This is a genomic window from Kribbella pratensis, assembly GCF_004366075.1.
Taxonomy (GTDB): domain Bacteria; phylum Actinomycetota; class Actinomycetes; order Propionibacteriales; family Kribbellaceae; genus Kribbella; species Kribbella pratensis.
Genome location: NZ_SODU01000003.1, coordinates 1,635,847 through 1,661,355 on the forward strand (window position 1 = coordinate 1,635,847; position 25,509 = coordinate 1,661,355).

23 protein-coding genes are annotated in these 25,509 nt (G+C 68.5%); 2 read left to right on the forward strand and 21 right to left on the reverse strand.

Going from position 1 to position 25,509, the window contains the following annotated elements:
• Positions 1–24: 24 nt before the first annotated feature.
• The 8 genes from EV137_RS32170 to EV137_RS32205 form a co-directional block, all read right to left on the reverse strand.
• Positions 25–1,302: an alpha-L-fucosidase gene (locus EV137_RS32170; RefSeq protein WP_134131859.1), complete on the reverse strand. Its 1,278-nt coding sequence runs from the start codon at positions 1,300–1,302 to the stop codon at positions 25–27.
• Positions 1,299–2,657 (reverse strand): FAD-binding oxidoreductase, encoded by a 1,359-nt coding sequence (locus EV137_RS32175; RefSeq protein WP_238175681.1) that lies wholly within the window; start codon positions 2,655–2,657, stop codon positions 1,299–1,301. Before EV137_RS32175 ends, EV137_RS32170 begins: the two co-directional genes overlap by 4 nt.
• 4 nt (positions 2,658–2,661) lie before the next feature.
• The gene (locus EV137_RS32180) at positions 2,662–3,528 is read right to left on the reverse strand and encodes a U32 family peptidase (RefSeq protein ID WP_134012311.1); all 867 of its coding nucleotides are present in this window, start codon (positions 3,526–3,528) and stop codon (positions 2,662–2,664) included.
• Positions 3,525–4,769 (reverse strand): nickel pincer cofactor-dependent isomerase, group 22, encoded by a 1,245-nt coding sequence (locus EV137_RS32185; protein ID WP_238175682.1) that lies wholly within the window; start codon positions 4,767–4,769, stop codon positions 3,525–3,527. The genes EV137_RS32180 and EV137_RS32185 overlap by 4 nt, the downstream gene beginning before the upstream one ends.
• 127 nt (positions 4,770–4,896) lie before the next feature.
• Positions 4,897–6,717 (reverse strand): IlvD/Edd family dehydratase, encoded by a 1,821-nt coding sequence (locus EV137_RS32190; protein WP_134131862.1) that lies wholly within the window; start codon positions 6,715–6,717, stop codon positions 4,897–4,899.
• A complete protein-coding gene (locus EV137_RS32195) occupies positions 6,714–8,168 on the reverse strand; it encodes an aldehyde dehydrogenase (NADP(+)) (protein WP_134131863.1) in 1,455 nt (484 codons plus the stop codon). Before EV137_RS32195 ends, EV137_RS32190 begins: the two co-directional genes overlap by 4 nt.
• A complete protein-coding gene (locus tag EV137_RS32200) occupies positions 8,165–8,971 on the reverse strand; it encodes a fumarylacetoacetate hydrolase family protein (protein WP_238175683.1) in 807 nt (268 codons plus the stop codon). The genes EV137_RS32195 and EV137_RS32200 overlap by 4 nt, the downstream gene beginning before the upstream one ends.
• A gap of 114 nt (positions 8,972–9,085) precedes the next feature.
• Positions 9,086–11,800 carry a UxaA family hydrolase gene (locus EV137_RS32205; protein WP_238175684.1) on the reverse strand — a complete coding sequence of 905 codons (2,715 nt, stop codon included), beginning with the start codon at positions 11,798–11,800 and terminating at the stop codon, positions 9,086–9,088.
• 121 nt (positions 11,801–11,921) lie between these two features.
• On the opposite strand from EV137_RS32205, the gene EV137_RS32210 reads away from it, so the two are divergent.
• Positions 11,922–12,602 (forward strand): GntR family transcriptional regulator, encoded by a 681-nt coding sequence (locus EV137_RS32210; RefSeq protein WP_133785924.1) that lies wholly within the window; start codon positions 11,922–11,924, stop codon positions 12,600–12,602.
• Complete coding sequence (locus EV137_RS32215) at positions 12,599–13,006, forward strand: ParB N-terminal domain-containing protein (RefSeq protein ID WP_134131866.1); 408 nt, start codon at positions 12,599–12,601, stop codon at positions 13,004–13,006. The genes EV137_RS32210 and EV137_RS32215 overlap by 4 nt, the downstream gene beginning before the upstream one ends.
• A gap of 2 nt (positions 13,007–13,008) precedes the next feature.
• Here EV137_RS32215 and EV137_RS32220 read toward each other — a convergent pair whose 3' ends face one another.
• From EV137_RS32220 to EV137_RS32280, 13 genes are all read right to left on the reverse strand, one after another.
• On the reverse strand, positions 13,009–13,347 hold the full coding sequence (locus EV137_RS32220) for a VOC family protein (RefSeq protein ID WP_134131867.1): 339 nt from the start codon (positions 13,345–13,347) through the stop codon (positions 13,009–13,011).
• Positions 13,348–13,369: 22 nt separating this feature from the next.
• A complete protein-coding gene (locus tag EV137_RS32225) occupies positions 13,370–14,566 on the reverse strand; it encodes a Gfo/Idh/MocA family protein (RefSeq protein ID WP_134131868.1) in 1,197 nt (398 codons plus the stop codon).
• Positions 14,567–14,723: 157 nt separating this feature from the next.
• Entirely contained in the window at positions 14,724–15,398 is a 675-nt protein-coding gene (locus EV137_RS32230) for a glycerophosphodiester phosphodiesterase (protein ID WP_134131869.1), read from the reverse strand.
• A complete protein-coding gene (locus EV137_RS32235) occupies positions 15,395–16,714 on the reverse strand; it encodes an ABC transporter substrate-binding protein (RefSeq protein WP_166680067.1) in 1,320 nt (439 codons plus the stop codon). Before EV137_RS32235 ends, EV137_RS32230 begins: the two co-directional genes overlap by 4 nt.
• A 2-nt stretch (positions 16,715–16,716) precedes the next feature.
• Positions 16,717–17,529 (reverse strand): carbohydrate ABC transporter permease, encoded by an 813-nt coding sequence (locus EV137_RS32240; RefSeq protein ID WP_130387921.1) that lies wholly within the window; start codon positions 17,527–17,529, stop codon positions 16,717–16,719.
• A complete protein-coding gene (locus tag EV137_RS32245; protein WP_238175685.1) occupies positions 17,526–18,476 on the reverse strand; it encodes a carbohydrate ABC transporter permease in 951 nt (316 codons plus the stop codon). Before EV137_RS32245 ends, EV137_RS32240 begins: the two co-directional genes overlap by 4 nt.
• A gap of 76 nt (positions 18,477–18,552) precedes the next feature.
• The gene (locus EV137_RS32250; RefSeq protein WP_134131871.1) at positions 18,553–19,347 is read right to left on the reverse strand and encodes an inositol monophosphatase family protein; all 795 of its coding nucleotides are present in this window, start codon (positions 19,345–19,347) and stop codon (positions 18,553–18,555) included.
• Positions 19,348–19,424: 77 nt separating this feature from the next.
• Complete coding sequence (locus EV137_RS32255; RefSeq protein WP_133785931.1) at positions 19,425–20,120, reverse strand: MgtC/SapB family protein; 696 nt, start codon at positions 20,118–20,120, stop codon at positions 19,425–19,427.
• 20 nt (positions 20,121–20,140) lie between these two features.
• The gene (locus EV137_RS32260; RefSeq protein WP_134131872.1) at positions 20,141–21,160 is read right to left on the reverse strand and encodes a 2-hydroxyacid dehydrogenase; all 1,020 of its coding nucleotides are present in this window, start codon (positions 21,158–21,160) and stop codon (positions 20,141–20,143) included.
• On the reverse strand, positions 21,157–22,617 hold the full coding sequence (locus EV137_RS32265) for an FGGY family carbohydrate kinase (RefSeq protein ID WP_134131873.1): 1,461 nt from the start codon (positions 22,615–22,617) through the stop codon (positions 21,157–21,159). The genes EV137_RS32260 and EV137_RS32265 overlap by 4 nt, the downstream gene beginning before the upstream one ends.
• A gap of 25 nt (positions 22,618–22,642) precedes the next feature.
• A complete protein-coding gene (locus EV137_RS32270) occupies positions 22,643–23,443 on the reverse strand; it encodes a DeoR/GlpR family DNA-binding transcription regulator (RefSeq protein WP_131335817.1) in 801 nt (266 codons plus the stop codon).
• Entirely contained in the window at positions 23,440–24,057 is a 618-nt protein-coding gene (locus EV137_RS32275) for a histidine phosphatase family protein (protein WP_134131874.1), read from the reverse strand. The genes EV137_RS32270 and EV137_RS32275 overlap by 4 nt, the downstream gene beginning before the upstream one ends.
• Positions 24,054–25,388, reverse strand: coding sequence for an FGGY-family carbohydrate kinase (locus tag EV137_RS32280; RefSeq protein ID WP_134131875.1), 1,335 nt, complete (start codon positions 25,386–25,388; stop codon positions 24,054–24,056). Before EV137_RS32280 ends, EV137_RS32275 begins: the two co-directional genes overlap by 4 nt.
• Positions 25,389–25,509: the final 121 nt, after the last annotated feature.

The following is a 25,509-nucleotide window of genomic DNA, read 5'->3' on the forward strand; positions in this document are numbered from 1 at the left end:
TGGTTCGACTCCGGGCAGGGGGACTCAGGACAGCAGCGGGTCGAAGTGGACGGCCAGCGAGACAGCCGCCTCGGCTCGGGTGGCGAGAATCCGGACGCGTACGTCGTCAACGTGGATCGGCGTGCTCAACGGCAGCAGTCGGCGATGGCCGATCGTCGTACCGCGGGCGATCTCGGTCCACTCGTCGTCGACGAAACCGTCCACGGCGAACGATTCGACCTGCTGGCCGGCCGTGATGTCCTCGCGCAGGTCGAGCACGTTGACCTGCCCCGGCAGCGCGACCGCGGTGTCGTAGTACTCCCGCACCGCCGCACCAAATGCGGCCAACGCCTCCACATCAGGATCCGCGAACAACCCTCGCCGATCCGGCGGAATGTTCAGCAGCAGTACGGCGTTCCGCCCGACCGACTTGCGATAGATGTCCAGGAGCTCCGGCAGAGACTTCACCGACGCGTCCTCGGACGCGTGGTAGAACCACCCTGGCCGGATCGACACGTCGACTTCAGCCGGATACCACCGCAACTCGTCAGCCTGGGCCAACTCGTCAGGCCCAGCCACGGAAGCCGCCGTCTGTGCGGCCACCATCCGCCCGTCAACGAACGGCACGACGCTCCACTCCGTCTCCCGTGCGAACCCGTCCTCGTTGCCGACCCACCGCACATCCGGCCCACCGATCGCGATCGTCGCGTCCGGAGCGAGCCGCCGGATCAGGTCGAACCACGCGTCGTACGCATAGCTCTGCGCACTGCTGGTCGGATTGGCGCCGTCGAGCCAGACCTCGGCGATCGGCCCGTACGACGTGAGCAGTTCATGCAACTGCTGAAGGTAGAACCGGTTGTAGTCGTCCACGACGTACGAGAACTCACCGATCCGCGAGGCCACAGCGGGACTGCCGTTCCCGTAGTACCCGCCCGGCGCCTTCTCCTGATAGAGATCCGCCGGCGACAGATACACCCCGAACCCGAGCCCGCCCGCCTGGCAAGCGGCCGACAGCTCCGCGACGACATCGCCCCGATACGGCGACGCGGCAACGGTATGCGGCAGGTACTTGCTCGGCCACAAACAGAATCCGTCATGATGCTTGGCCGTCAGGATCACGCTCTTGAACCCGGCGGAGACCAACGCAGCAACCCATTGTGTGCAGTCCAGCGCCGAAGGATCGAACACCGCCGGATCGTCGACACCGGTCCCCCACTCGAGGTCGGTGAACGTGTTCGGCCCGAAGTGCACGAACGCGGTCAGCTCCTGCCGCTGCCACGCGACCTGTCGAGGCGACGGGCGGACTGCGGAGGCATCGATCACAGCAGCACCTTTCCAGGATTGAACAAATTCCCAGGATCGAACGCGGCCTTGATCCGCCTATGCAGGTCGAGCCCGATCGGCCCGAGCTCGGTCTCCAGCCAGCGCGCCTTCAACGTCCCGATCCCGTGCTCGCCGGTGATCGTCCCGCCGAGCCGCAGTCCCAGCTGCATCACCGCACCGAACGCCTCCAGCGCCCGCGCCTCGGCCGCCGCGTCGGCGGGGTCGAAGACCACGGTCGGGTGCATGTTTCCGTCACCTACATGCCCAGGGCAACAAATCAGTACGTCGTACTTCGCGCCGATCTCCGCGATCCCGCGCAGCAGCGTGACCAGCTGCGACCGCGGTACGGCGACGTCGTCGATCAGCGTCGTACCCAACGGCTCCAGCGCGGAGTTCACCAGCCGGCGCGCCTCGAGCAGCATGCGGGACTCTTCCGCGTCGGACGCCTCGGCGACGTCGACCGCGCCGTGTGCCGTGCAGATCTCCGCGATCCGCGCGACGTCGTCCGCAGCGCGCAATCCCCGGTCGGACTGCGCGAGCAGCATCGAGCCGACGTCTTCCGGGAGACCCATGTCCCGGTAGTCCTGGATCGCCCGCAGTGTCGGCTGATCCAGGAACTCGAGCAATGACGGACGCAGACCCGACGCCATCACGGCGGCAGCGGCCGCGATCCCGTCCTCGATGGAGAGGAAGGTCGCCGCCGCGGTCAACGCTGCCTCGGGCGCCGGGCGCAACGCGAGCGTCGCCTCGGTCACCACCCCGAGCGTGCCCTCGGACCCGACGATCAGCCGCGTGAGGTCGTATCCGGCGACGCCCTTCGCCGACCGCCGCCCGGTGCGCACCACCTCTCCGGACGCCAGCACGACTTCTAGTCCGCGCACGAAGTCCGCGGTCACGCCGTACTTCACGCAGCACAACCCGCCCGCGTTCGTCGCGATGTTCCCACCGATCGTGGACTGCTCCCAGGAGGAAGGATCCGGCGGGTAGAACAGCCCCTGCTCGAGGACAGCGCGCGACAACTGAGCATTCACCACGCCCGGCTGGACCACGGCAACCTGGTCCTCGGCCGAGACCTCCAGGATCTGCGTCATCCGCGTAGTCGACAGCAGCAAGCACCCGTCGATCGCGTTCGCCGCACCCGAAAGCCCCGTCCGCGCGCCCTGCGTCACGATCGGGACGCCGAGCTCACCGGCAGCCCGAACCACCTCGACGACCTCTGCGGTCGACGACGGACGCACGAGCGCCCGAGGCATTCCGGCCGTGCAGAACTTCGCGTGATCGTTGCGATGGCTGTCCAGTACGTCGGGATCGTCGACGACAGCGTCATCTCCGAGGACCGACCGCAGCCGGTCCACGAGCTCATCCCTCATCTTGCTCGGCGAGCAACCGCAGGATCAGTTCCGCCCGCCGGACACGCTCCCGTCCGAGGGCTTCCGCCGTACCGGCCAGATGCGCCCCGACCGGGTAGATGTTCGGTGCGTTCCGCAGGCCCATCTTCAGATAGACGGGCGCCGCGGTCCGGACGATCTCCGGTACGTCGTAGAAGCGGACGTGGCCGCCCTGGTCGTCGGGAACCTCGATGTACATGTCGATCGGCACAGTCGTCACCGACCGGATCTCCGCGAGCACCGGCACCGGAAGGTCCGTCGACACGTTCAAGCTGGTCGCGCCGAGCCGCTCGTACAGCCGGGCGGTCGGTGCGTTCGGCAACGGCATCAACACCGACGTCTTCAGCACCAGATCTGCCGGCAGTTCGCCCTCGATCTTCAACTGGCCCAGGATCTCGAGTACGCCGATGTCGCCGACCAGCAGGCTCCGTACGCCGAGCTCGACCGCGCGGAACGCGTCACACAACGACGCCGCCACCTGTTCGTTGCCCCGCGCAACACCACCGACCGCGGCCGACACCTTCGCCTGACCTCCGATGTCCCACGCGCCCCGCGGACCGAGAAACAGGCACACCTCGACTCCCGCGGAGGCGCCCAAAGACAGCATCTCCTCGATCTCGCCGTCGGTCAGCATCATCACGCCGCTGCCCTGCGACACCCGGTCGATCGTGATGCCGCGGGACTTGGCCTCCTCCAGTACCGCGGTCATCACCCGCGGCCCTTCACAGGAAGGGATCTCGACCTTGTACGGCGATCCGTCGGGGAAGGTACGGGTCGACGTCTCGCCCGGCCGGAAGCCGCGGTCGGCCAGCAGGGCACGTGCTTCGCGAAGGTTCATGTCTCGCTCCAAGGTCCGAGTCGACCGGCCTGCGTCAGGTCCCTCGCCGTACCGGTGATCTCCAGGTCGAACCGTTCGGCCGCCTCGGTCAGCAGGGCCGGTGTCACCATCAACTCGTTCGGTGACAGGGTGTCCTTGATCCGGGCCAGCCGAAGCTCCGACCAGTGCCGTCGTCCGCACATCGTCACGGCGGCGAGTACGGCGGCCTCGTCGTCCTCCATCACCATCGGCAACCGCGAACGGCGGGCACCGCCGGCGCCCGAGGTCAGCGCGTTCACGTAGCTCGCCCGCAGGTCGATCTGGTCCAGAAGCCGCGCCGGGATCACGTCCGCGAGGCCGAGTCCGGAGGCGTTGCCGTGCGAGGCCGGCGACAGCGAGTGCACGCTGATCGCGGCGATCGACGGCGACTCGAACTCCGGGATCCCGTGCACCCAGCACCGGCCGATCACGTTGGTGTCCATGCCGGCGCCGGACTTGTCCTTGCCCAGCTCGTCGACGACCAGGACGTCCAGCTCGTCGAACGGCAGTCGTCCGAGCAGGCTGGAAGCCCTTTGCAGCAAGGCGTTCTCGGCTGCCCCGGCGATCCCGTCGGACGCGAGCAGCTCGACCGAGGCGGTCTGCTCGCGCGCGTTCTCGAGAATCGCCAGGCCGCCGAGGATCTTGCCTTGTGCAACCACCATCCGGGCGGCGGCCTCGATGTTGGCGCCGAGCGACGGGATGCCGCCGGCGTGCAGGGAGGCCGCGCCGAGATGGTTACCGAGTCCGATCGCGAGGATCTTCGCGATCCCGCTCTCGATCGGGCCGCGGAAGTCGGTGTGCGGTTTGACCCGGTTCACGAGCAGTACGCCGTCGGCCTTGGCGGCGATCGCGTCGTGGTGGACCTCGGTGCCGTCCGGGAGCCTGCCGACGACGACGGTCTCCATTGTTGCCTCGATGGGGCAGCCAACGGTTTCCGGGGTGATTCCGAGGCCTTCGAGCATCTCCCGCTGGCCGTCGGCGGTCGCGCCGCCGTGTGATCCCATCGCGGGGATCACGAACGGCGCGGCGCCGGCGTCCCGGAGCCAGTCCACGGCCGCCTTCACCACCGGGACCAGATCGTGAATGCCCCGGCTGCCCGCGGTCACCGCTATCCGGGCATCCGGCACGATCCGTCCCCGGAGCGGTTCGAGCGCCGCACGCGCGTCGGCGTACGGGTCGGCCGACACCGGCAGATCCGAGAGGATCCGCCGGATCGGCGTCACCTGCGGGAGCGTCCCCGACGGCCTCAATCCCCGGACCGCTTCGAACGGACCCCAACCGCGCCTCGCTTCGCTCGGCGGGTTGGAGGAAGACGGGCTGGAGGAGGAAGGCGAAGGTGAGGTGGTCATATCAGTGACTCTGGCGGCCGACAGCGGAGCCGGTGCGGCCTACGAGGAAGTCGAGGTCGCAGCCTTGGTTGGCTTGGGTTACGTGGTCGACGTACAGCCTGGCCCATCCGCGGTCCGTCGGCGGCGCCGGCGGCTGCCAGTCGGCGCGTCGCTTCTCCAGCTCCTCGTCCGGTACGTCGAGATGCAGCCGCCGCGCCGGTACGTCGAGCTCGATCCAGTCCCCCGTCCGCACCAGCGCCAACGGCCCACCGACGGCAGCCTCCGGCGTGACATGCAGTACGACGGTGCCGTACGCCGTGCCGCTCATCCGCGCGTCCGAGATTCGCACCATGTCGTCGACGCCGATCTCGGCGAGCTTGCGCGGGATCGTCATGTTGCCGACCTCGGGCATCCCCGGGTACCCGCGCGGCCCGGCGTTCTGCAGCACCAGCACGGTGTCCTCGTCGACGTCGAGATCCGGGTCCTCGACCGCCTTGTCGTACTCCTCGATGCTGCTGAACACGAGCGCCTTGCCACGGTGCCGCGACAGCCGCTCGGACGCGGCCGATTGCTTGATGACCGCGCCGTCCGGGGCGAGATTCCCCTTCAGTACGGCGGTTCCCGCACCACTACCGAGCGGATCGCCGACCGGGCGAATCACGGCGTACGTCTCGCTGCCGGGAGCGCCACCGGGGTACGTCGCCTCGATCCGCTCCGCGTTCGCGACATTCTCGCCGATCGTCTTGCCGGTGACCGTGATCGCGTCGGTCTTGAGCAGCGGGAGGATCTCCTTGAGCACCGCGGGCAGACCGCCGGCGTAGTAGAAGTCCTCCATCAGGTACTTGCCCGACGGCTGCAGGTCGACCAGCCACGGGACGCCGCGCGCCCACTCGTCGATGTCGTCGAGCGTCACGTCGACGCCGACCCGGCCGGCGATCGCGAGCAGGTGGATGACGAAGTTCGTCGAGCCGCCGATCGCCGCGTTCGCGCGGACCGCGTTCGCGAAGGCGTCGCGGGTGAGGATGTCGCTGATCTTCAGGTCTTCCTTGACCATCTCGACGATCCGTTGCCCGGTCTTCTGCGCGATCACGTACCGGCGCGAGTCGACGGCTGGGATCGCCGCGCCGCCGGTCAGCTGCAGACCGAGTGACTCGGCCATACAGGCCATCGTCGACGCCGTGCCCATCGTCATGCAGTGCCCGTTGCTGCGGGACTGCCCGCCCTCGGCCGCCGCGAAGTCCTCGGCCGACATCCGGCCCGCGTTGAGGTCCTGCGTGAAGCGCCAGACCGCCGTACCGGAGCCGATGTCGCAGCCGCGGAACTTGCCGTTCAACATGGGACCGCCGGTGACGACCATGGTCGGCAGGTCGACGCTGGCGGCGCCCATGATGGAGCCGGGCGTCGTCTTGTCGCAGCCGGTCAGCAGGACGACGCCGTCGATCGGATTACCGCGCAGCGACTCCTCGACGTCCATGCTGAGCAGGTTGCGGAACAGCATCGCGGTCGGCCGCAGCAGCGTCTCGCCGAGCGACATCACCGGGAACTCCAGCGGGAACCCGCCGGCCTGCCAGACGCCGCGCTTCACCGAGTCGGCGAGCCGGCGCAGGTGCGCGTTGCACGGGGTGAGCTCGGACCAGGTGTTGCAGATCCCGATCACCGGGCGCCCGTCGAACGCCTCCTCGGAGAAGCCCTGCGACTTCATCCAGGACCGGTGGATGAAGCCGTTGCGGCCGTGCTCACCGAACCAGTGGTCGAAACTCCGCCGTCCGGTCGACGCGGGAGCCGATTCACCGGCGAGGACGTCGCCCTCGGCCGGGTCGTTGGTCGGAGGTACATCAGTCATCGCGACACCTCGTCCGTAGTCACGGTTCCGTTCACCCGGCGGGCGATCCCGGCCGGGTTCGAGTCCTTCAGTACGTCGGGCAGCACCGCATCAGGAGCGTCCTGGTACACAACCGGACGCTGGAACCGCCGCGCCGCCGTCACCCCGACACTGGTGTGGATCGAACCGACCGTCGACGGGAACGGCCCGCCGTGATGCTGGGCCCACGACACCGCGACCCCGGTCGGCCAGCCGTTCCACAGCACGCGCCCTGCACGGGCGGTCAGCAGCGGGAGCAGGTCGCGCGCGAGCTCGGCGTCGGAGTCTTCCGCGTGCAGCGTCGCGGTCAGGTTGCCGTCGAAAGCCTCGACCGCTGCGCGCAGCTCGTCGACCGAGGAGTACTCGACGACGATCGAGACCGGGCCGAAGCACTCCTCGAGGATCTCGCCGCGGCGGGCGAGCAGCTCGGTCACCGTGGTCTGCAGAAGGGTCGCGCCGCCGGAGGCCCAGACGCGTACGCCGTCGACCTTCTCCAGGCGGTCGAGACCGGAGCTGAACCCGTCCTTGATCCGATCGTTCAGCATCGGCGCCTCGGCGACGGCACCGGTCGCCTCGGACAGCTGCTCCTGCAAGCCGTGGCCGGACGGGAGGAAGAGCAGGCCGGGCTTGGTGCAGAACTGCCCGACGCCGAGGGTGAACGAACCGACGTACCCGCTCGCGATGTCCTTGCCGCGGGCATCGATCGCTGCTTGCGTGACGAAGACCGGGTTCAGGCTGCCGAGCTCGCCGTAGAACGGGATCGGCTCCGGCCGCGTCACCGCGATCTCGTGCAGTGCCTTGCCGGCGGGGACCGAACCGGTGAAGCCGGCGGCGGTGATCCGCGGGTCCTTGAGGGCCGTGACGCCGACGTCGAAGCCCGCGATCAGACCGAACGTCCCGTCCGGCGCACCGGCTGCCTTCAAGGCCTCGATCATCACCTCGGCGGTCCGGGCAGACAGCTCCGGGTGACCCGGGTGCGCCTTGACGATCACCGGGCAACCGGCCGCGAGCGCGGACGCGGTGTCACCGCCGCAGACGCTGAACGCGAACGGGAAGTTGCTGGCGGCAAACACCAGCACCGGTCCGAGCGGGACGAGGACGCGGCGGAGATCGGGGCGCGGGACCGGTTTGGCCTGCGGGTCCAAGGTGTCGATGACGACTTCCAGCAGCGAACCCTCTTCGAGCGCGTCCGCGAACATCCGCAGCTGTCCGGTGCTGCGGGCGACCTCGCCGGTCAGACGCGCCTGCGGCAGGGAGCTCTCACGCATCGCGATCGGCACCAGCTCGTCCGAGGCCGCGTCGAGCGCATCCGCGACGGCGCGGATCCACCCGGCCCGGACCGACGGCTCGGAGGCCCCGAAGGCGGGCGCGGCCGCAGCGGCGGCGGCGAGCGCCTGCTCCAGCTGAGCGGGGGTGGTGTCGGAGCCGGTCATCGGATTCCCTCCAGGTTGTCGGTTGCCAGGAACGCGAACGGTTCCCGGCCTGCGGCCACGGTATTCGTGAGGGTGCCGACCTCGTCGATGGTGATCGTGATGACGTCGCCCCCGGCGAGTGCGAAGTCCAGCTCGGGGACGATCCCGGTGCCGGTCGCGAGGATCACGCCGTCCGGGAAGTCGTTCGGCAGGAACAGTACGTCGATGAGGTCCTGGAGCTCGCGCACCAGCTTCTCGGTGGACGTCGTACCGCTGAACACCTCCTCGCCCGCACGACGGATCACCAGGTTGATCTCGAGCTTCTTGGGGTCCGGGACCTCCCAGACCGGCCGGATCCCCGACGCCAGCGCACAACCGCCGGCGAACAGCTTCGCCTGCGGCACGTACAGCGGGTTGACGCCTTCGATCGACCGCGAGCTCATGTCGTTGCAGACCGTGAACCCGACGATCTCACCGTGACTGTTGGCCACGACCGCAAGCTCCGGCTCAGGTACGTCGTGACCGGAGTCGGACCGGATCCCGACCGGCTCGCCGTCGACGACCACGCGCCAGGCGGGCGCCTTCTGGAACAGCTCGGGCCGGTCAGCGGTGTAGACCTTGTCGTAGACCGACTGCTCGCTGCTCTCCTCCATCCGGGCGCCGCGCGAGCGCTCGTACGTCACGCCCGCGCACCACACCTCGCCGCGACCGTCGATCGGCGGGAGAAACGTCAGCCCTTGGACCGGCAACGCCTCACCGGCCTTGTCGACCTCCGCCTGCAGCTCCTCGCGGGTGAGCCGGAGCAGTTCGGCGAAACTGTTCACCCCCGGCAGCGGAGCCACCGTCTCCCCGGTGCGTACACCGGGGACAGGACGACCGTCGACGGGAGACAGATAACGGACCAAGTGCATGGCAAGGCCTTCCCTTAACAGACACAGCTACATTGACGTACCGAGCAGACCACGGGTGATCTGGAAACCGACGTTGCCGGAGGCAACCGCCTTGGGGACGAGCCGGCGACTCGCGACCGCGGCGACGACGTCCAGCCCGATCCGCGCCTGTTCGGCGGCGTCACCGGTGGCCACCGCGTCCAGGTCGTCGCCGTACGTCGCAACCGTCTCCGGGTCGTTGCTGAACTCGACGACCGGGACGAACCGCTGCGCCGACAAGGTGCCGCCCGCGACATGCGCGAGGATCTGCTGAACGCCCGTCGCGCCGAAGCCGGTCGCGGTCTCCATCCAGTCCGTCCCCGGCATCCGCATCACGTGCCACCCCGGCTCCGCGAACCGCTGCCCGTGCGCGATCGTCGGGCCCACCGGGTCCGCCGAACCGAACGCCGCGGTACGGAATCCGTCGTGCGCCAGCAACGCGCCACGTGACGACAGTACGACGGATCCGCCGGAGCCGACGATCTCGCGGCCGATCAGCGCGAGCGCCTCGGCGGTTTCGACCGAGAACGGACCGCGTGCCTCCAACCCGATCGTCAGCGCGCCGAGATCACCGGACTGCGCGACCGGAGCGGGCAGGTCGAAGCTGCCGAACCACTCCTTGACCTTGTTGCCGACAGCGTCGAGACCGCCGTCCGCCTGGATGCTGGCCCAGCCGAAGCGGGACGGATCCTTGCCCGCCTCGACCAGCCGGGACCGGAAGTAGTCGTTGTGCGTCTTCTCGCAGCCGTGCTCGAGCAGCAGAGCCATCCGCGTGTTCGGGTGCAGGAGGTAGCCGAGCATGATCCGCGCGAACGTCTCCTCGGACGCGCCGCCGCTGCTGCCACAACCCTCGGTGTGCGGGAGGGCGACCATCCGGGTGACGGCGTCACCTGCCCACCTCTCCAGCTCTGCTTGTGCGGCGATCCGCAGCGCGATCATGCCCGAGCAGAGGCTGGTCGGCAGGATCAGGCCGACTGCCTCGGGCACCAACCGGTCGTCGACACGCAACAAGTCCGTGGGGGTCCGGCTCTCGGCGGTCAGGCCGCGGTGCGGGACCCCGTCGAGCGGCGCGTCGCGGTCCTCGGTCGGGAGGTCGGCGAGCTTGCGGCTCATCCGGCCGTCGGTGGTGATCGAGATGCCCTCGCGCGGGCCGGTCTGCTTCCAGTTCCGCCAGATCGACACCTGGCTGTGGCCGGCCCGTTCGCCCGCACTCTTCTCACCGGATGCGACGCGGACCACGAGATCGAAGGTCTCCGCGGTCAGGTCCGCCATCGACGTACCGGTCAGGTACTTGCCGGCGTCGACGTCCATCTCGGCCCGCAACCGCTCGTACCGCGCGCTCGTCGTGACGAACTTCAGCGTCGGGACGAACGGGAAGTTGGTGATCGATCCGTTGCCGGTGGTGAAGAAGATCAGGTTGCAGCCGCTGCCGATCTGGCCGGCCACCGACTCGAGGTCGTTGCCGGGGCTGTCCATGAAGATGTAGCCGTTGCCGGGCAGCGGCTCGCCGTAGTCGATGACGTGGTCCAGGCGGACCTCGCGCGGAAGTTTGCGGGCGGCGCCGATCGACTTCAGCACGATGTTGTAGAGCCCGCGGTACACGTTGCCGCCGGACGGGTTGCCCTCGGCCGTGTGCCCGTGCCAGCCGACACGTTCCTTGAACGACTTGATGGTGGCCAGGAAGCGCTTGGCGGTGGCGAGGTCGCGCACGTTCTTCAGCACGTACGGCTCGGCGCCGATCAGTTCGTCGGTCTCCGCGAGCACCGCCGTACCACCATGCCGGATAACCTCCGCGCTGACCTGGCCGGCGAGCGGGTTGGCCGAGATCCCGGAGAACGCGTCGGATCCGCCGCACTGCAGGGCGATCCTGAGGTCCGCGAGCGGGACCTCCTCGCGCTGCTGCGCGTCGACGACCGGCAGCCACGGCTCGATCAGCGCGCCGGCGGCCGTCAGGTCGTGCTCGAAGCCGCCTTTCCGGGTGAAGTACGCGTGCGGCACCTTGATCGACGGATAGCCGTTCTCGGCCAGGAAGTTCTTGATCGCCTCGCCGGAGACCACGTCCCCCTCGGTGTCGACGATCAGGACGGCGCCGACGTTCGGGTTGAGTGTGAAGCCGCCGAGCGTGGCGAGCAGGAAGTGCAGGTTGTTCGGGACCTCGTCCTCGCCGCCTTCGGTGTGCGCCACCGGTACGACGCCGTCGCCCGCGGCTGCGCCGTCGAAACGCCGGGCCAACTCCGTGACGAACCCACTGCTCCGCGAACTGGTTGCCAGCAGTACGACGTGATTCCGCGTCCCGGCCGGGCCCTGTTCACGGGGATAGCCGAGGAAGGTGCCGGGCTGCTCGACACTGGTCACCTGGGAGCCGAAGTGCAGCGCCGACTCGTCCAACTCGAACGGGTCGAGCGGCTCGTTGGTCGCACTCGGCACCTCGGGCAGGCCGTCCACACCGCGGGCAGTGACCGCGGCGAGGCTGGTCGGCGTACAGACGTAGTCGCCGGGGACCAGGTCACGGGAGGCGCGTGCGAACGGGGTGTTCCACGAGGTCAGCGCATCGCCGGTCGCGACCGGAACGACCACGAAGCGGTGCCCTTCGAGCACGGTGTGCGGCAGCGTGATCGTCGTACCGTCGAGCTCGACCTCGGTGCCGGCGTCCAGCCGCCGGGAGGCGATCGCGACGTTGTCGCCGGGCTCGGGCAGGACGCCGATCTGTTCGAACCTCACCATCGTTCGCGACCTTCCCATAGCTTGCTCTCACCCGAATCGTGCATGATGCATGATTACCAGTGTTACCCTGCCGAAACCGAACGGTGGGGTCAACCCCGCGACCAGATTCCGGAGACACCTCATGAGCGAGCCAGTGGCACCGGTGGACCGGCGGCTGCTCCGGCGGCAGATGCTCGCCGACGACGTGTACGAGGCCATCAAGACGATGCTGATGGACCACGTCATCCGGCCCGGGGCGCGGATCTCGATCGACGGGCTCGCGCGGGAGTTCCAGGTGTCGTCGACGCCGGTGCGGGAGGCGCTGGCCCGGCTGGAGTCGGAAGGGCTGGCGGTCAAGGAGCCGCTCAAGGGTTACCGCGCGACTCCGCTCCTCTCGCTCGAGGAGTTCGACGATCTGTACCGGTTCCGGCTCCTGCTCGAGCCTTGGGCGGCCCGGCGGGCGGCCGAGCTGATCTCCCCCGAGGGTGTGAAGCTCTTGCGCGCTGAGCTGGCGAACGCAGTCGAGCCGACTTCGATCGACTACGCCGGGTACAAGTCGCTGACCGTGCACGACAACCGGTTCCATTCGCTGATCGCGTCGCTGTCCGGGAGCGAACAGGTTCGATCGGCCTTCGAGCGGACCCACTGCCACCTGCACATCTTCCGGTTGCACTACGACCGCGACATCGGTCCCGAGGTCCTCACCGAACACCGCATGCTCGTCGAGGCGATCACCTCGGGCGATCCGGCCGCCGCCGAGTCCGCGATGACCCAGCACATCGAGAACTCGATGACGCTCCGGTTGCGCCGCATCTACGAATGACCCGGCGCCCTTTCCCGCTGACGGTGCCACCGGAACTCACGGCGTACATCCTCGACTTCCACTGGGACCTCGAACGGCTGCACGCCCTCGACCTACCGACGGTCGAGCTGCCGATCGGCGACCTGACCCACCATCTCGACCTACCGTTCTGGGCGCACGACGACCGGCCCTTTCAGGTCACGCCCCGCCAGGTCGCCGCGGATCCGGTCACGTACCAGGCGCAGTACGAACGCACCCTCGCCGCCGACCTCCGCCATCCCATCGACGTCGTCCACCGCCCCGACGACCGCATCACCATCCTGGACGGCGTGCACCGGCTGCTGCGGGCAGAACTTGAACACCATCCGACCATCAGCGCGCGAGTTCTGCAGTGGTCCGAGCTGGACCACATCGCCGTACCGTGACGTCACGCCACCGGCGCGCCGCCGTACGAGACCTCGTTGCCGTCCGGGTCGTAGAAGGTCGCATGCCGTACGCCGTTCTCGTACGTCTCCCGGTCGGCGGGCTCGAGGCCGCGCTCGGCGATCGCACCGAGCGCGGCGTCGAAGTCCTCGACGAACAACGTGTGCTGCGCGTGGCCGGCGTGCTCCGGAACGACCTCGATGTAGAGGTACCGGTGCTCGCCGATCTCCCACACCGCCTCGATGTCGTTGGGCAGGAAACTCGGCGGCGCCCCCAGCAACTTCTCGTACCAGGCGACCGCGATGTCGTAGTCCCGAACAGAAATCCCGGCGAACAGATCCATACCGGATCTTATCGGCAGGAGGTCACTCCGGGGCGTCGCCGTGGTCGGGGATCTCGAGCTGTACGCCGCCTTGCAGGGCGGACTGGTGCGCGTAGATGCCGGGGAGGGTGTAGCGGGCGGAGACCCACGCGTTGATCGGCGGCAGGGTCTTGTCGGCGACCGCGCGGACGAAGTCGTCGGCGAGGAAGTGGTGCGAGCCCTCGTGCCCGTTGTGCAGACCGTCGAACTCCTTCGGCAGCCGCGAGCGGTCGTGCACCGGGGACAGCCCGGACCGGAACGCGTCCCGCAGCGCGGGGTCGACGTTCGCCAGGTCGGCGTCGTCCCCGGAACCGCTCGGCTTCGTCTCCATCAAGTGGCTGACGTCCTCGACGCCTTGCTTGTTCTGCCACAGCGTCGTGGTGGCGAGCTGCTCGAAGCTGCCCTCGGTGCCGAACACCCGCAGCCGGGACTCGCGGATGTGCGACGGGTACCCGACCCGGCGCATCTCGTTCGTCCGCATGATCCCGCCGTCGGCGAGCTTGAACAGCGCGGTCGCATTCGAGAAGTCGTTGTCGAACTGGCTGATCTCCTTGTCGAAGACGCCGTCACCGCGGTCGTCCTTGACGCCGATCGCCGACACGTGGGTAGCGTGCTGACCGGTCACCGAGAGGACGTTGCCGACGGCATGCGTCGGGTAGAGCAGCGGCGGGAACGACGCGGTCTTCTTCCAGTCGTCGCCGCCGGAGTACTGGTACGCGGCGTAGAACCCGAGGTCCATGTCGTGGACGTAGTCGCCCTCGCTGTAGAACACCCGGCCGAACGCGCCCTCGGCGAGCTTCTGCCGGCAGTAGACCGAGGACGGGTAGTAGAAGCTGGTCTCACCCATCATGTAGGTGAGCCCGGTCTCCTTCACGAGCTCGATGATGCGCGCGATCTGGTCCGCCTCGATTGCCATCGGGACCGTGGAGTACACGTGCTTGCCGGCCTCGAGCGCCTTGATCGCCATCTCGCCGTGCAGCCACCGCTGCGTGAAGATCGCGACCGCGTCCACGTCCGACTCGAGCATCTCCTCGAACGACGCATGCGTCACCGTGATCCCTTGCTTGGCGGCCATCTCCGCGGTCCGTTCCGGGATGACGTCGGTCAGTCGCACGTCGGACACGTCCGGATGCGCGGACCACAACCGCAGGAACGAAGGGGCGAACTGTCCGGCTCCGGCCACACCGATGCTGATTCCCATACGGAAGAGCCAATCACACATTTATGTTCCACGGAAGAACAAATTCGCACGTCGAAACGTGTGACCCAGCCCACACCACCCACCCGCCCGAGGCACTTTGAGAACCCACCAACCATTCTCAGGGCGTCGAAACGGTTGGTGGGTTCTCAAAGTTGGGTCAGAGGTGCTGGAGGAGGTGGGGGTTGTCGGTGGTGATGCCGTCTGCGGCTAGGGCGGTGGCCTTGGTGAGGGTTTCGGAGTCGGGGACGGGCCAGGCGGTGACGGAGAGGCCGGCGGCGTGGAGGTCGGCGACGGCGTCGGGGGTGAGGCCGGCGATTCCGCAGAGGGACCAGGTCGCGCCGGCTGCGCGGGTGCGGGTGATGATCTCGGCGGTGTCCGGCGTACGGCCGAAGATGTGGCCGGTCGTCACGTCCGGGAACGCCTCGCGGACGGCGAGCAGGATCTCCGGGTGGAACGACGTCACCAGGGTCCGCTCGGCCAGCGCCCGGTCCGACTTCAGCGACTGGGCGAGCAGCGGTACGGCGGCCTCGGCCTTGACCTCTGCCTGGAACCGTACGTCGATCGCCGCGACCGTCTCGGTCCACGTCGGCACCTGTTCCCCGAGACCGGCATCCAACGCCCGCAGCTCCGCCAGCGTCAGCTCCTCGACCGCGCCCGATCCCGACGTGGTGCGGTCGACGGTGGCGTCGTGCATGATCACGAGCTCGCCGTCCGCGCTGACCCGCAGGTCGAGCTCGATCTCGTCGCAGCCGTCCGCGACCGCCCGCCGGAACGAGCGCAGCGTGTTCTCCGGTTCGGTCCCGAGTGCGCCCCGGTGGCCGGTGATGATCACAGAACTTTCTCCTCGTAGAGACGTTTGACCTCGTCGCCGATCACCTCGAGCCGGCGCGCGACGGAGGCGAACACCTTCTTCGGCTGCGCGTTGTCGGCGTAGATCTGCTGCAGCCCGGTGTAGATCTGCACGTTCGCGTTCCGCCCGTACAGCCGGATCGCGTCCTGCCGGCGCGCGTTCTCCAGCTGCGCGATCGCGACGCCGTAGTTCGGCTGCTCCGCGATCAGCTTCTTCAGCTCGGCGTCCTCGCGGGCCTTGTTCACCACCGGAAGGTAGCCGGTCTGCGTCGTCCACCAGGCCGAGTTCTCCGGCAGGGCGAGGAACTGCAGGAATGTCGCCGCGGCCTGTTTCCGCTCGGTCGAGATGTTCCGCAGCATCCCGATCCCGCCACCGCCGGTGGCGATCCCGGCCGCGACCTCCGACGGGATGAACCCGGCCCCGACCTTGAACTTCGCCTTGGACCCGATGGTCTTCATCGCACCGGTCGACTCCTGGATCACCCCGACCAGCCCGTTCGCGAAGTCCGTGCTCGGGCTGCTCGCCATGTACGCCGCCCCGAGCTCGTGCACCATCTCCCGCTGCCACTCACCGGCCGCGACCGCACCGGCCTCGTCGATGGTGACGTCGAGCCCCTTGGAGTACGCGCCGCCGAACTGCCACACATTGCCCTGGAACTGCCAGTCGCCGTCGATCTTGGCGAACGCGATCGTCCGCAACGACCGGCCGCCGGACTGCACCTTCGCGAGCTCGGGCACCCACGACCGCAGCTCGCTCCAGGTCCGCGGCACCCGGTCCGGCAGCCCGGCCTTCGCAAACGCGTCCCGGTTGTAGTACATGATCGGCGTACTGCGGGCGAACGGAACGGCCCAGCTCTGCCCCTTCACGACGTACTCCCCGAACAGCTTCTCCTGATACACGCCAGGACCGAAACCGTCGGTGAAGTAGCCGTTCAACGGTTCGAGCGCGTCGTTCAGGAAGAACCGTTCCCAGGTGACGTCCGACAGTACGGCGAGATCGGGCGCCTGCTTCGCGACCAGCGCGGCCGCGACCTTCTGCGCCACGTCGTCGTAGCTGCCCTGGAACTGCACCTCGACGTACACGTCGTGCTGCGAGTCGTTGAACTTGGCAACGAGCTTGTCGACCGCCTTCCCGTTCACGCCGCCGTACGGCGACCAGAACACGACCCGGGTGCGGTTGGCGTACTGCTTCGGCACGGACCCGGCCGGCTGCGAGTAGATCGCGTCGACGGAACGGTAGCCGCAGCCCGCCAGCGTGGCGCCGGCCGCGAGCCCCAGGAACATCCTGCGCTTGAGCATGCTCATCCCTTCAGAGCTCCGGCCGTGATCCCACCGACGATGTAGCGCTGGGCGATCAGGAAGATCAGCAGCATCGGTGCGAGCACCAGCAGCGTGCCGGCCATGATCGTTCCCCAGGCCGCGAGACCTTCCTCGTCCTTGAGGATCAGCAGCCCGACGGGCAGCGTCCGCATCGAGGCGGTGTTGGTGACGATCAGCGGCCAGACGAAGTTGTTCCATTCCTCGACGGCGGTGATCACCACGACCGTGATCAGCATCGGCCGCGACATCGGGAGAACGACGCGCCACAAGGTGCGCAGGTGTCCGGCGCCATCGACAGCGGCCGCGTCCGTCACCTCTGTGGGCAGGGTGAGGAAGTGCTGCCGCATCAGGAACGTCGCGAACGCGGACCCGATGCCGGGGATGATCAGGCCGGCGTAGGTGTTGATCCAGCCGAGGGTCGCCACGGTCAGGTAGTTCGGCAGCAACGTCACGTGGCCGGGCACCATCATCGCGCCGAGCACCGCGAAGAACAGGATCTTCTTGAACGGGAACCGCAGGTAGGCGAAGGCGTACGCCGTCAGCACGGCGTTCACCACCTTCAACGCGGTCCCGATCACGGTGATGATCGTGGAGTTCAGGAAGAACCGGTCGAACGGCGCGGCCTTCCACGCCAGGCTGAAGTTCTCCCAGGTCAGGTGCGGCCACCAGGCGGGCGGCCACTGGTAGATCTGAGTCGGCTGCTTGAACGCGGTGGACAGCAACCAGTACAGCGGTCCGAGGAACACGGCCGCCACACCGATCAGTACGACGTACTGGATCGCGCGTGTCTTCATCGGTAGTGCACCCGCCTCTCCATCACCCGGGCCTGCACCGTGGTGACGACCAGCAGGATGACGAACATGATGATCGACAGCGTCGCCGCGCGGCCCGCGTTGAACGCCTGGAAGCCTTCGTTGTAGATCGACCAGCTCAGCGTGGTGGTGGCATCACCAGGGCCGCCACCGGTCATCACCGCGATCACGTCGAACGCCTGGAAGGTGCCGATCACCGTGGTGATCAGCAGGAAGAAGGTGATCGGGGCAAGCAGCGGGAGCTTGATCGACCGGAACCGCGTCCAGGTCGACGCGCCGTCGATCGCGGCCGCCTCGTCGAGCTCCTTCGGCAGGCCCTGCAGGCCGGCCAGGTAGATCAGCGCGGCGAACCCGACGTTCTTCCACAGGTAGACGATGACCAGACCCGGCAGCGCCCAGTCGGAGTTGTTCATCCAGTCCGGCGGCTCGGCGCCGAACGGTTCGATCAGCGCCCGCATCAGGCCGTAGCCGGGGTCGAAGATGAACGCCCAGATGGTCGCGACCGCGGCACCGGACAGGATGTGCGGAGCGAACGCGATCGTCCGGACCGCGCCGCGGCCCTTCAGCGGCAGGTTGAACAGGAACGCCAGCGCCAGCCCGATCACCAGGCTGCCGACCACGATCAGACCGGTGAACACCACCGTGATCCACAGCGTCTTGTGGAACGCGGGGTCGGTCAGCGTCCGGCCGTAGTTGGCCAGGCCCACGAACTTCGGGCGGGCCGCGATCATGTTCCAGTCGGTCAGGCTGAGGAACGCGTTGTAGATGATCGGCCAGTACGCGAAGACCGCGATCACCAGCAGGTTCGGCGCGACCAGCAACGCGAACAGCCCGTACTCGCGCCGTCGCCGGCGCTTCCGCTGATCATTGCCGTCAGCAATCGTTCGTTCGTCCGGATGGGTCCGGGCCGGCAGGTCAACTATGCTCATCCACGTCCTCGCTTCGCTCCGGGCGCGGATGAGACACGAGCCGAGCTGTGCTTGATGATGACCTCGCTTCGCTCGGTCATGCCGACCTCCTCGTGAGTAACTCTTGTAGTGGGGCGGCCACCGAGGGGGCGGCGGCCAGAATGCCTTGGGGGAAAACGGGTCCGCGGACGACGACGGCGCCGACCTCGCGGGCGATCAGCGCACCGGCGGCGACGTCCCAGGGCTGGATCAGGTGCTCGTAGTACGCGTCCGCCGTACGGTCGGCGACCGAGCACAGGTCGAGCGCCGCCGATCCACCGCGGCGGATGTCGCGGACGACCGGCAGCAAGTCCTGCAGTAGCGCAGCCTGTTCGGCCCGGCGATCCGGGAGATACGAGAAGCCGGTAGCCACCAGAGCCGACTCCAGTGGAGTGTGTCGTAGCGACCCGAGGCGCTGATCGTCACGGAACGCGCCGGCATCGCGTACGGCGGACCACGTCGTACCGGTGCGCGGTTGGTGAACCACGCCGACGAGCGCACCGTTCTCGTCCTCGACGGCGATCGACACGCTCCAGTCGAGACGGCCGTAGAGGTAGTTGACCGTGCCGTCCAGGGGGTCGATCACCCACGTCAAACCGGTGCTCGAAACTCGCGAAGCACCTTCTTCACCGAGGAGTCCGTCACCCGGACGGGCCGCGGTCAGGCCGTCGACGATCAGCTTCTCGGACGCGCGGTCGGCCGCGCTGACGGGATCGTTGGCCGAGCTCTTGGTCTCGACACCGGCCGCGTCGATCGACAGACTCCGCTGACGGGCCAGAAGTTCCTCGCCCGCCGCGATCGCCAGCCGGACGGCCAGTTCGCGCAGGTCAACGAGGTTCGAAGCAGCGGGCATGCCGGTGAAATTATCACCGAACGATGGTTAGGTATAGAGAATCAGTGTGATTTTCTCACCGAAATCACATTCGTAGCTCAATCGTCATCGTCGTTGCGCAGCCGTACGCCGGTAACGCCGTCGAGGTCGTCCAGCGCGAGCACCAGGTTCTGCAGCGGCGCGCGCCCGGAGAACCGCATCGCCGCCCGTACCTGCGGGCGTGCGCCGTCCCGGTGCACCTCGGTCCCGAGCACCGACGCCTCGAATCCCATGGACGTAGCGGTTGCCAGGATCGCCCGCAGTACGCCGGCTCCGTCGTCGTACCGCACCGTGACGATCCGCCGGCGGTCCGGTGACGGCAGGAACCGGGCGAGCCGAGCGAACGGGCCGACGGCAACCAAGTGCAGCACGGTCGCCGCGAGCGCGAGGACCGGCATCCCGGCACCACAGGCCATGCCGATCGCGGCGGTCATCCAGATCGTGGCCGCCGTGGTCAGCCCGCGGACCACGTCCCGGCGCATGAAGATCACGCCGGCGCCGAGGAAGCCGACGCCGGACACGATCTGCGCCGCGATCCGGGACGGGTCGAGATTGACGTCGGTCCCGAGGACGGCGCTGAAGCCGAACCCGGACACCAGGGTGAACAGTGCCGCCCCGGTGCCGACGAGCGTGTGCGTACGCATGCCGGCGCTCTTCTGCCGGATCTGACGCTCGATGCCGATGACCATCGACAGCACGAACGCGATCAGCAGCAGGAGGAGCTCGGTCCAGGTAGTAGAGGTCGCTAGCTTCATGATCCTGTCCTGTGCCCCGCCTAAGCGGACACCAGTCCAGCGGGGTCCTTTCCGTTGAGGAAGGCGGCGACGGCCTCTGCCGCGATCGAGCCTGCACGGTGAGCGGTCTGTCGCGTGGCGCCGGCAAGGTGCGGTGTCATCACGATGTTGGGCGCTGTGAGCAACCGCGATCCCGCGGGTACCGGCTCGGACGGGAACACGTCGAACGCCGCCGCTCCCAACTGCCCCGACTCCAACGCGTCCACCGTCGCGTCGTAGTCGAGCAAACCACCACGCGCCGTGTTCACCAGTACGGCGCCGCGCGGCATCGCAGCGATCTGCTGCGCGCCGATCATCCCGCGGGTCTGATCGGTCAGCCGCGCATGCAGGCTGACCACATCCGACTGCCGCAGCAACTCGTCCAGTTCGACGAGTTCGATGCCCTCGGGCGCTTGTTCGACGTACGGATCGGCGACCAGGACGCGGGCGCCGAACGCCAGCATCACCCGGGCGACCCGTTGCCCGATCGCGCCGTACCCGACCAGGCCGACTGTCGACCCGTCGAGCTCGAGCCCGCACTCGTCGTATGCGTAGAGATCGGAGCGCCACTCCCCCTGCTCCAGCGTCCGCTGCAAGCGTGGAAGGTTGCGCAAGGCAGCCATCATCAACGCGACCGCGTGCTCGGCGGCCGCCACCGCGTTCCGTCCGGGCGTCGAGGCCACGGCGATCCCCCGCTGGGCCGCCGCGGCCACGTTCACGTTCACCGGACCGCCACGACACACGACCAGGAAGCGCAGGTCGGGTGCGGCGTCCAGCACCCGCTCGGTGAACGGCCCCATCTGCGTGACCGCGAGCTGGACCCCGGCCAGCGCCTCGATCAGCTGGTCCTCCGCGTCACTCGCCTCGTCCACCTCGGCAACCCGTCCGTACGGCGTCAGCGGCCAGGGCAGCGTGACCTCACGAAACTCGAACGCAACGTCCGGAATCGTGGACAGCGCCGCGGCCAGCAGGTCGTTCCGCACGAAATAGTCGCCGGCGAGCAACGTCTTAACGGTTCTCATCGATCTCCTGTGAACGTAGGTGCTGGGTCGGACCAGCGTGGGCGGGTCGACTCGATGCGGCGCAGGTAGTGGGCGTAGCCCTCGGCGTAGAAGGCGGCGCGGGCCGGGTCCGGGTCGACCTGGCGGGTTTCCGCGATCCATTCCGCGCCGGCGCTGTCCGGGTCGACGGCACGACGCGCGCAGATGACCGCTCCCCGGGCGGCGACCTGCTCGGCCTCGGCGGTGTGCAACGGCGCGTTCAGTACGTCGGCGAGGATCTGGGTCCACTCGCTACTCCGGGCGCCACCGCCGCACACGGTGACGCGACCGGTCCAGCCGGCCGCATCGAGGCAGTGGCGGGCGGCGTACGCGATGCCTTCGCAGGTCGCACGGACCAGGTCGGCCGTCGTCGTGGACAGCGAGATGCCGTCGATCGTGCCGCGGGCGCGGGTGTCGACGAACGGGGCACGTTCGCCCGCCTCCGACAGGTAGGGCAGGACGGTGACGCCGGACGCGCCGGGCGGGCTGTCCGCGAGCAGCGACGGCAGTTGATCGGTGGTGACGCCAACGAGCGCGAGCACCCGGTCGAGGGCCGCCGTACCGACCATCGCGGGCATCGCGCGGAGCCAGACTCCCGGCGTCCACGTCCCGAGGAACAGGCCGGCGGGCTCGCCGTCTACGGGCAGTTCGCGGGTGATGACTTGGCAGGCCAACGTGGTGCCGACGGTCAGCAGAGCGTCGCCTGGTTCTGTCACGCCGGCGCCTGCCGCGGCGGCCGGGAGATCGTACGGACCGGCGGAGACGCGGGTCCCGGGCGCCATACCGGTCGAGTCGTCGCGCAGCTCACCGACCGGTCCGGCAGCGGCGACCGGCGCAAGGAGATGGCGCACCTCGGACAGGCCTGTGGCCGTCAGCGCCTGATCGTCGTAGCCACCGGTCCGTGGGTCGAGGAACGGCGCCGACGCGTCCGATACGTCCGTCGCACGGACGCCGGTCAGCGCCTGCATCACGACGTCCTTGCAGTACGCCGCCGTACCGGCCCGCTCGACCACCTCGGGTTCTTCCGCGAGTACGGCGGACAGCAGCGGGCCCGATGCACCGGGAAACATGCGGTTTCCGGAACGCCGGAACACGTGTTCCGCGACGCCGTCCGCGGTCCACCGGTCGAGGATCGCGCTGCTGCGCGCATCCAGCCACGAGATCGCCGGGCGGACCGCCGTACCGTCCGGATCGACCAGCCACAGGCCGTCGCCCTGCGCGGTGATCGCGAGGACATCGGGACGGGTTCCGACCGTGGCCGCCAGCTCCCCCACCACCTCGTTGACCGAAGCAACGATCTCGGCGGTCTCGTGCTCGAACCGCCCCACACCGGGACGAACCAGGCGCGTCGGTCGAGATGCTTCGGCCACCGGCCGGCCGTCGGCGTCGAACGCGACGGCCTTCGTGACGGTCGTACCTACGTCAACTCCGACGTCCATGCCCATGAATACGCACTGCCCCCTCCTAGAGTTTGGCGACCTCCACGGTGGCGCCGTGGTCGCGCAGCGGTTGGATCAGGTCCTTCGGGGTCTTCTCGTCGACGATCACCACGTCGAAGTCGGTCAGCGGAGCGAGCCGGTGCAGGGCGGTGCGCTGCAGCTTGGCGTGATCGACCAGCAGCACCTTGGTCCGCGCCGAGCGCAGCATCGCGCGTTTGACCAGGACGATCTCCTCCTCCTGGTGGAACGCGTGCGTCGACGACACCGCGGACACCGAGCAGAACAGCAGGTCGGCGTGCAGCGCCTCGACGGCCTCCGCACACGGCATGCCGCCGAACGAGTCGTGGGTCGCCGAGTAGATCCCGCCGAGCGCCAGCAGCGTGACGTCCCGCAGCTGCGCCAGCTTGGTGATCGCCGGCAGGAAGTTCGTTGCCACCGTCAACGGAGCGATGTCCTCGAACAGGTCGACCAGGGCCAGCGCGCTGGTCGAGTCGTCGAGCATCACCGACATCCCCGGCTCGATCATCGCCCGCGCGTGCCGGGCGATCGCGGCCTTCTCCGCGTGCGCGGTGTTCAGTCGGTACGCGACGTTGCTCTCGAACACACTGGTCGGCTGCGCACTGACCCCGCCGCGGTACTTCCGGACCACACCTTGCCGCTCGAGCTCGTCCAGGTCGCGGTGCACGGTCATCACGCTCACGCCGAACGCCTCGACGAGGTCGTTCGCCGAGACCGAGCCGTGTTTCACGACGTACGCCGCGATCTCGGCCTGCCGGCGCGCGGGACGACTCAGTTCGGTGGTGTCGCCGTCGACATCCGTTGTCATGCCAGGGTCTCCATTCGCACAGGAGGAACGTTGTACGCCTCGAGACCCACTGTGCCGTCCTGCCACCGGAAACGCACCAGCGCCGCGGGACCGAGCGCAGGTAGCAGTCTGCGGTAGTCGCTCAGTCGCAGATCGAGCACCCTGCACACGAGCAGCCGGATGAGTGTGTTGTGCGCGACCACGAGGACCTTCTGGCCCTGGTGCCGCTGCCCGATCTCGTCGAAGACCTCACGGACCCGATCGGCCGCCGCGGCCGGATCCTCGCCGCCCGGGAAGTGGTCCCGCACCGGGTCGAGCTCGAACGCCTTGCCCACCGCCGGCGGCAGCTCACTCAGCATCTTGCCCTCGGCCGAACCGAAGTCGACCTCGCGCAACCGGCCGTCCAGGGTGGGCGTCAGGCCGAGCAGTTCCGCCGTCGGCGTGATGGTCTGCCGCGCGCGCAGCATCGGCGACGCCCACAGCGCATCCGGCGCGTACTCCGCTGCCCAGTCCTTGAGTTGCTGCGCCTGCTGTACGCCGACCTCGTCGATCGGGAGGTCCGTGGAACCGGTGTACCGGTTGCCATGGTGCCATTCGGTCCGGCCGTGGCGGGCCAGCACGATCGTCGTTCTCATCCCCGGTACCCCCGGCGGTCGAGTTCGGCGACGAACTCGCCGTACAGGTCGTCGAGTCGTTCGCCGCGCGGTTCGAGGACGCGATCGACGCGGACCATCCGTCGCGCCGTCCCGGTGAGATCGGTCCCGCCGGACGCGGCCAGGACGGCCATTCCGTACGCCGGGTCCGGGACGGCTGGAAGCTCTACCGGTACGCCGAGGACGTCGGCGCGGAGCTGGTTCCAATACTCGGCGCGGGTGGCGCCGCCGGTGAGCGAGACCGAGCGGACCGGGTCGGCACCGAGTGTCTGCAGGTGCTCGAACGCGAGCCGCTCGATGAACGCGACACCTTGCAGGACAGCGGCGTACGTCTGCAGGTCGTCGGAGGTGGTCCCGAGCGTGAACCGTTCGGCTTGCGGTGCCACGAAGGGGAATCGCTCGCCGGTTTTGGTGAGGGGATAGATGACCGCGTCGATCGGGTGGGCGGCACGATCCAGCGCGTCGAGGTCGGCACCAGGAAGCAGTTCGGTGAGTACGCCGGCACCGGTGCTGGACGCGCCGCCCGGAAGCCAGCCGCCGTCGGGGTGACGGTGGCTGTAGACAGCTCCGGTGGGGTCGGTCAGCAGCTCGGTGCTGACGCCTTTGAGGACGAGCGTCGTGCCGAGGACCGAGTTCCACGCGCCAGGAGCGAGGGCGCCGGCGGCGATCTGGGCCGCGCAGCCGTCCGTCATACCTGCGTAAACGGGCACGCCGTCCGGGGTGCGACCGAGCTCGGTGCCGGGACGGACAACCTCGGGGAACGCCGCGAGCGGGAGACCGAGTTTGTCGAACGCGGCAGCCGGCCAGGCGTCGGCGATCAGGTCGTAACCGGTCTTGAGGGCGTGACTGGTGTCGGTCGCGACCGGATGTCCGACGAGGTGCGCAGCGACGAAGTCGGCGCTGTGGACGACGCGACGGTCGGTCAGGTCGAGATCGAGGATCTTCGGGAGCGCCCAGGTGGGTTGCATGCTGGTCGCCCAGCGATCCGGGTCGGCGTCCACGATCTGGTCGCGACGGGCGGCCGCGCGGGCGTCGTCGTACATCAAGGCCGGTGTGACGGGGCGGCCGGCGCGGTCGGTCAGCAGGAAGGTGCCAGAGGTCGAGCAGATCGCGATGCCGTCGAGGTCGGTGGCCCCGACCTCCGCGAGGACCGCGTCGACGGCGGTCAGCCAGGCCTGCGGGTCCTGCTCGTGACGGGTGCCGTCACGATGGCTGGCGAGCGGACGCGTTGCACGGGACAGAACGTGACCCTTGGCATCGGCCAGCACGGCGCGCACACTTTGCGTGCCGAGGTCGAGCCCGATCCAGCCCACGAAACGCCTCCCAAGTGAGTGTTATCTACCTTGATAACATAACACCAGAAGGCGATAAGAACGCACCAGCCCTTGACCGAAGGCGGACATGAAACGGCTCCCACAGGTCAGCCTGCGGGAG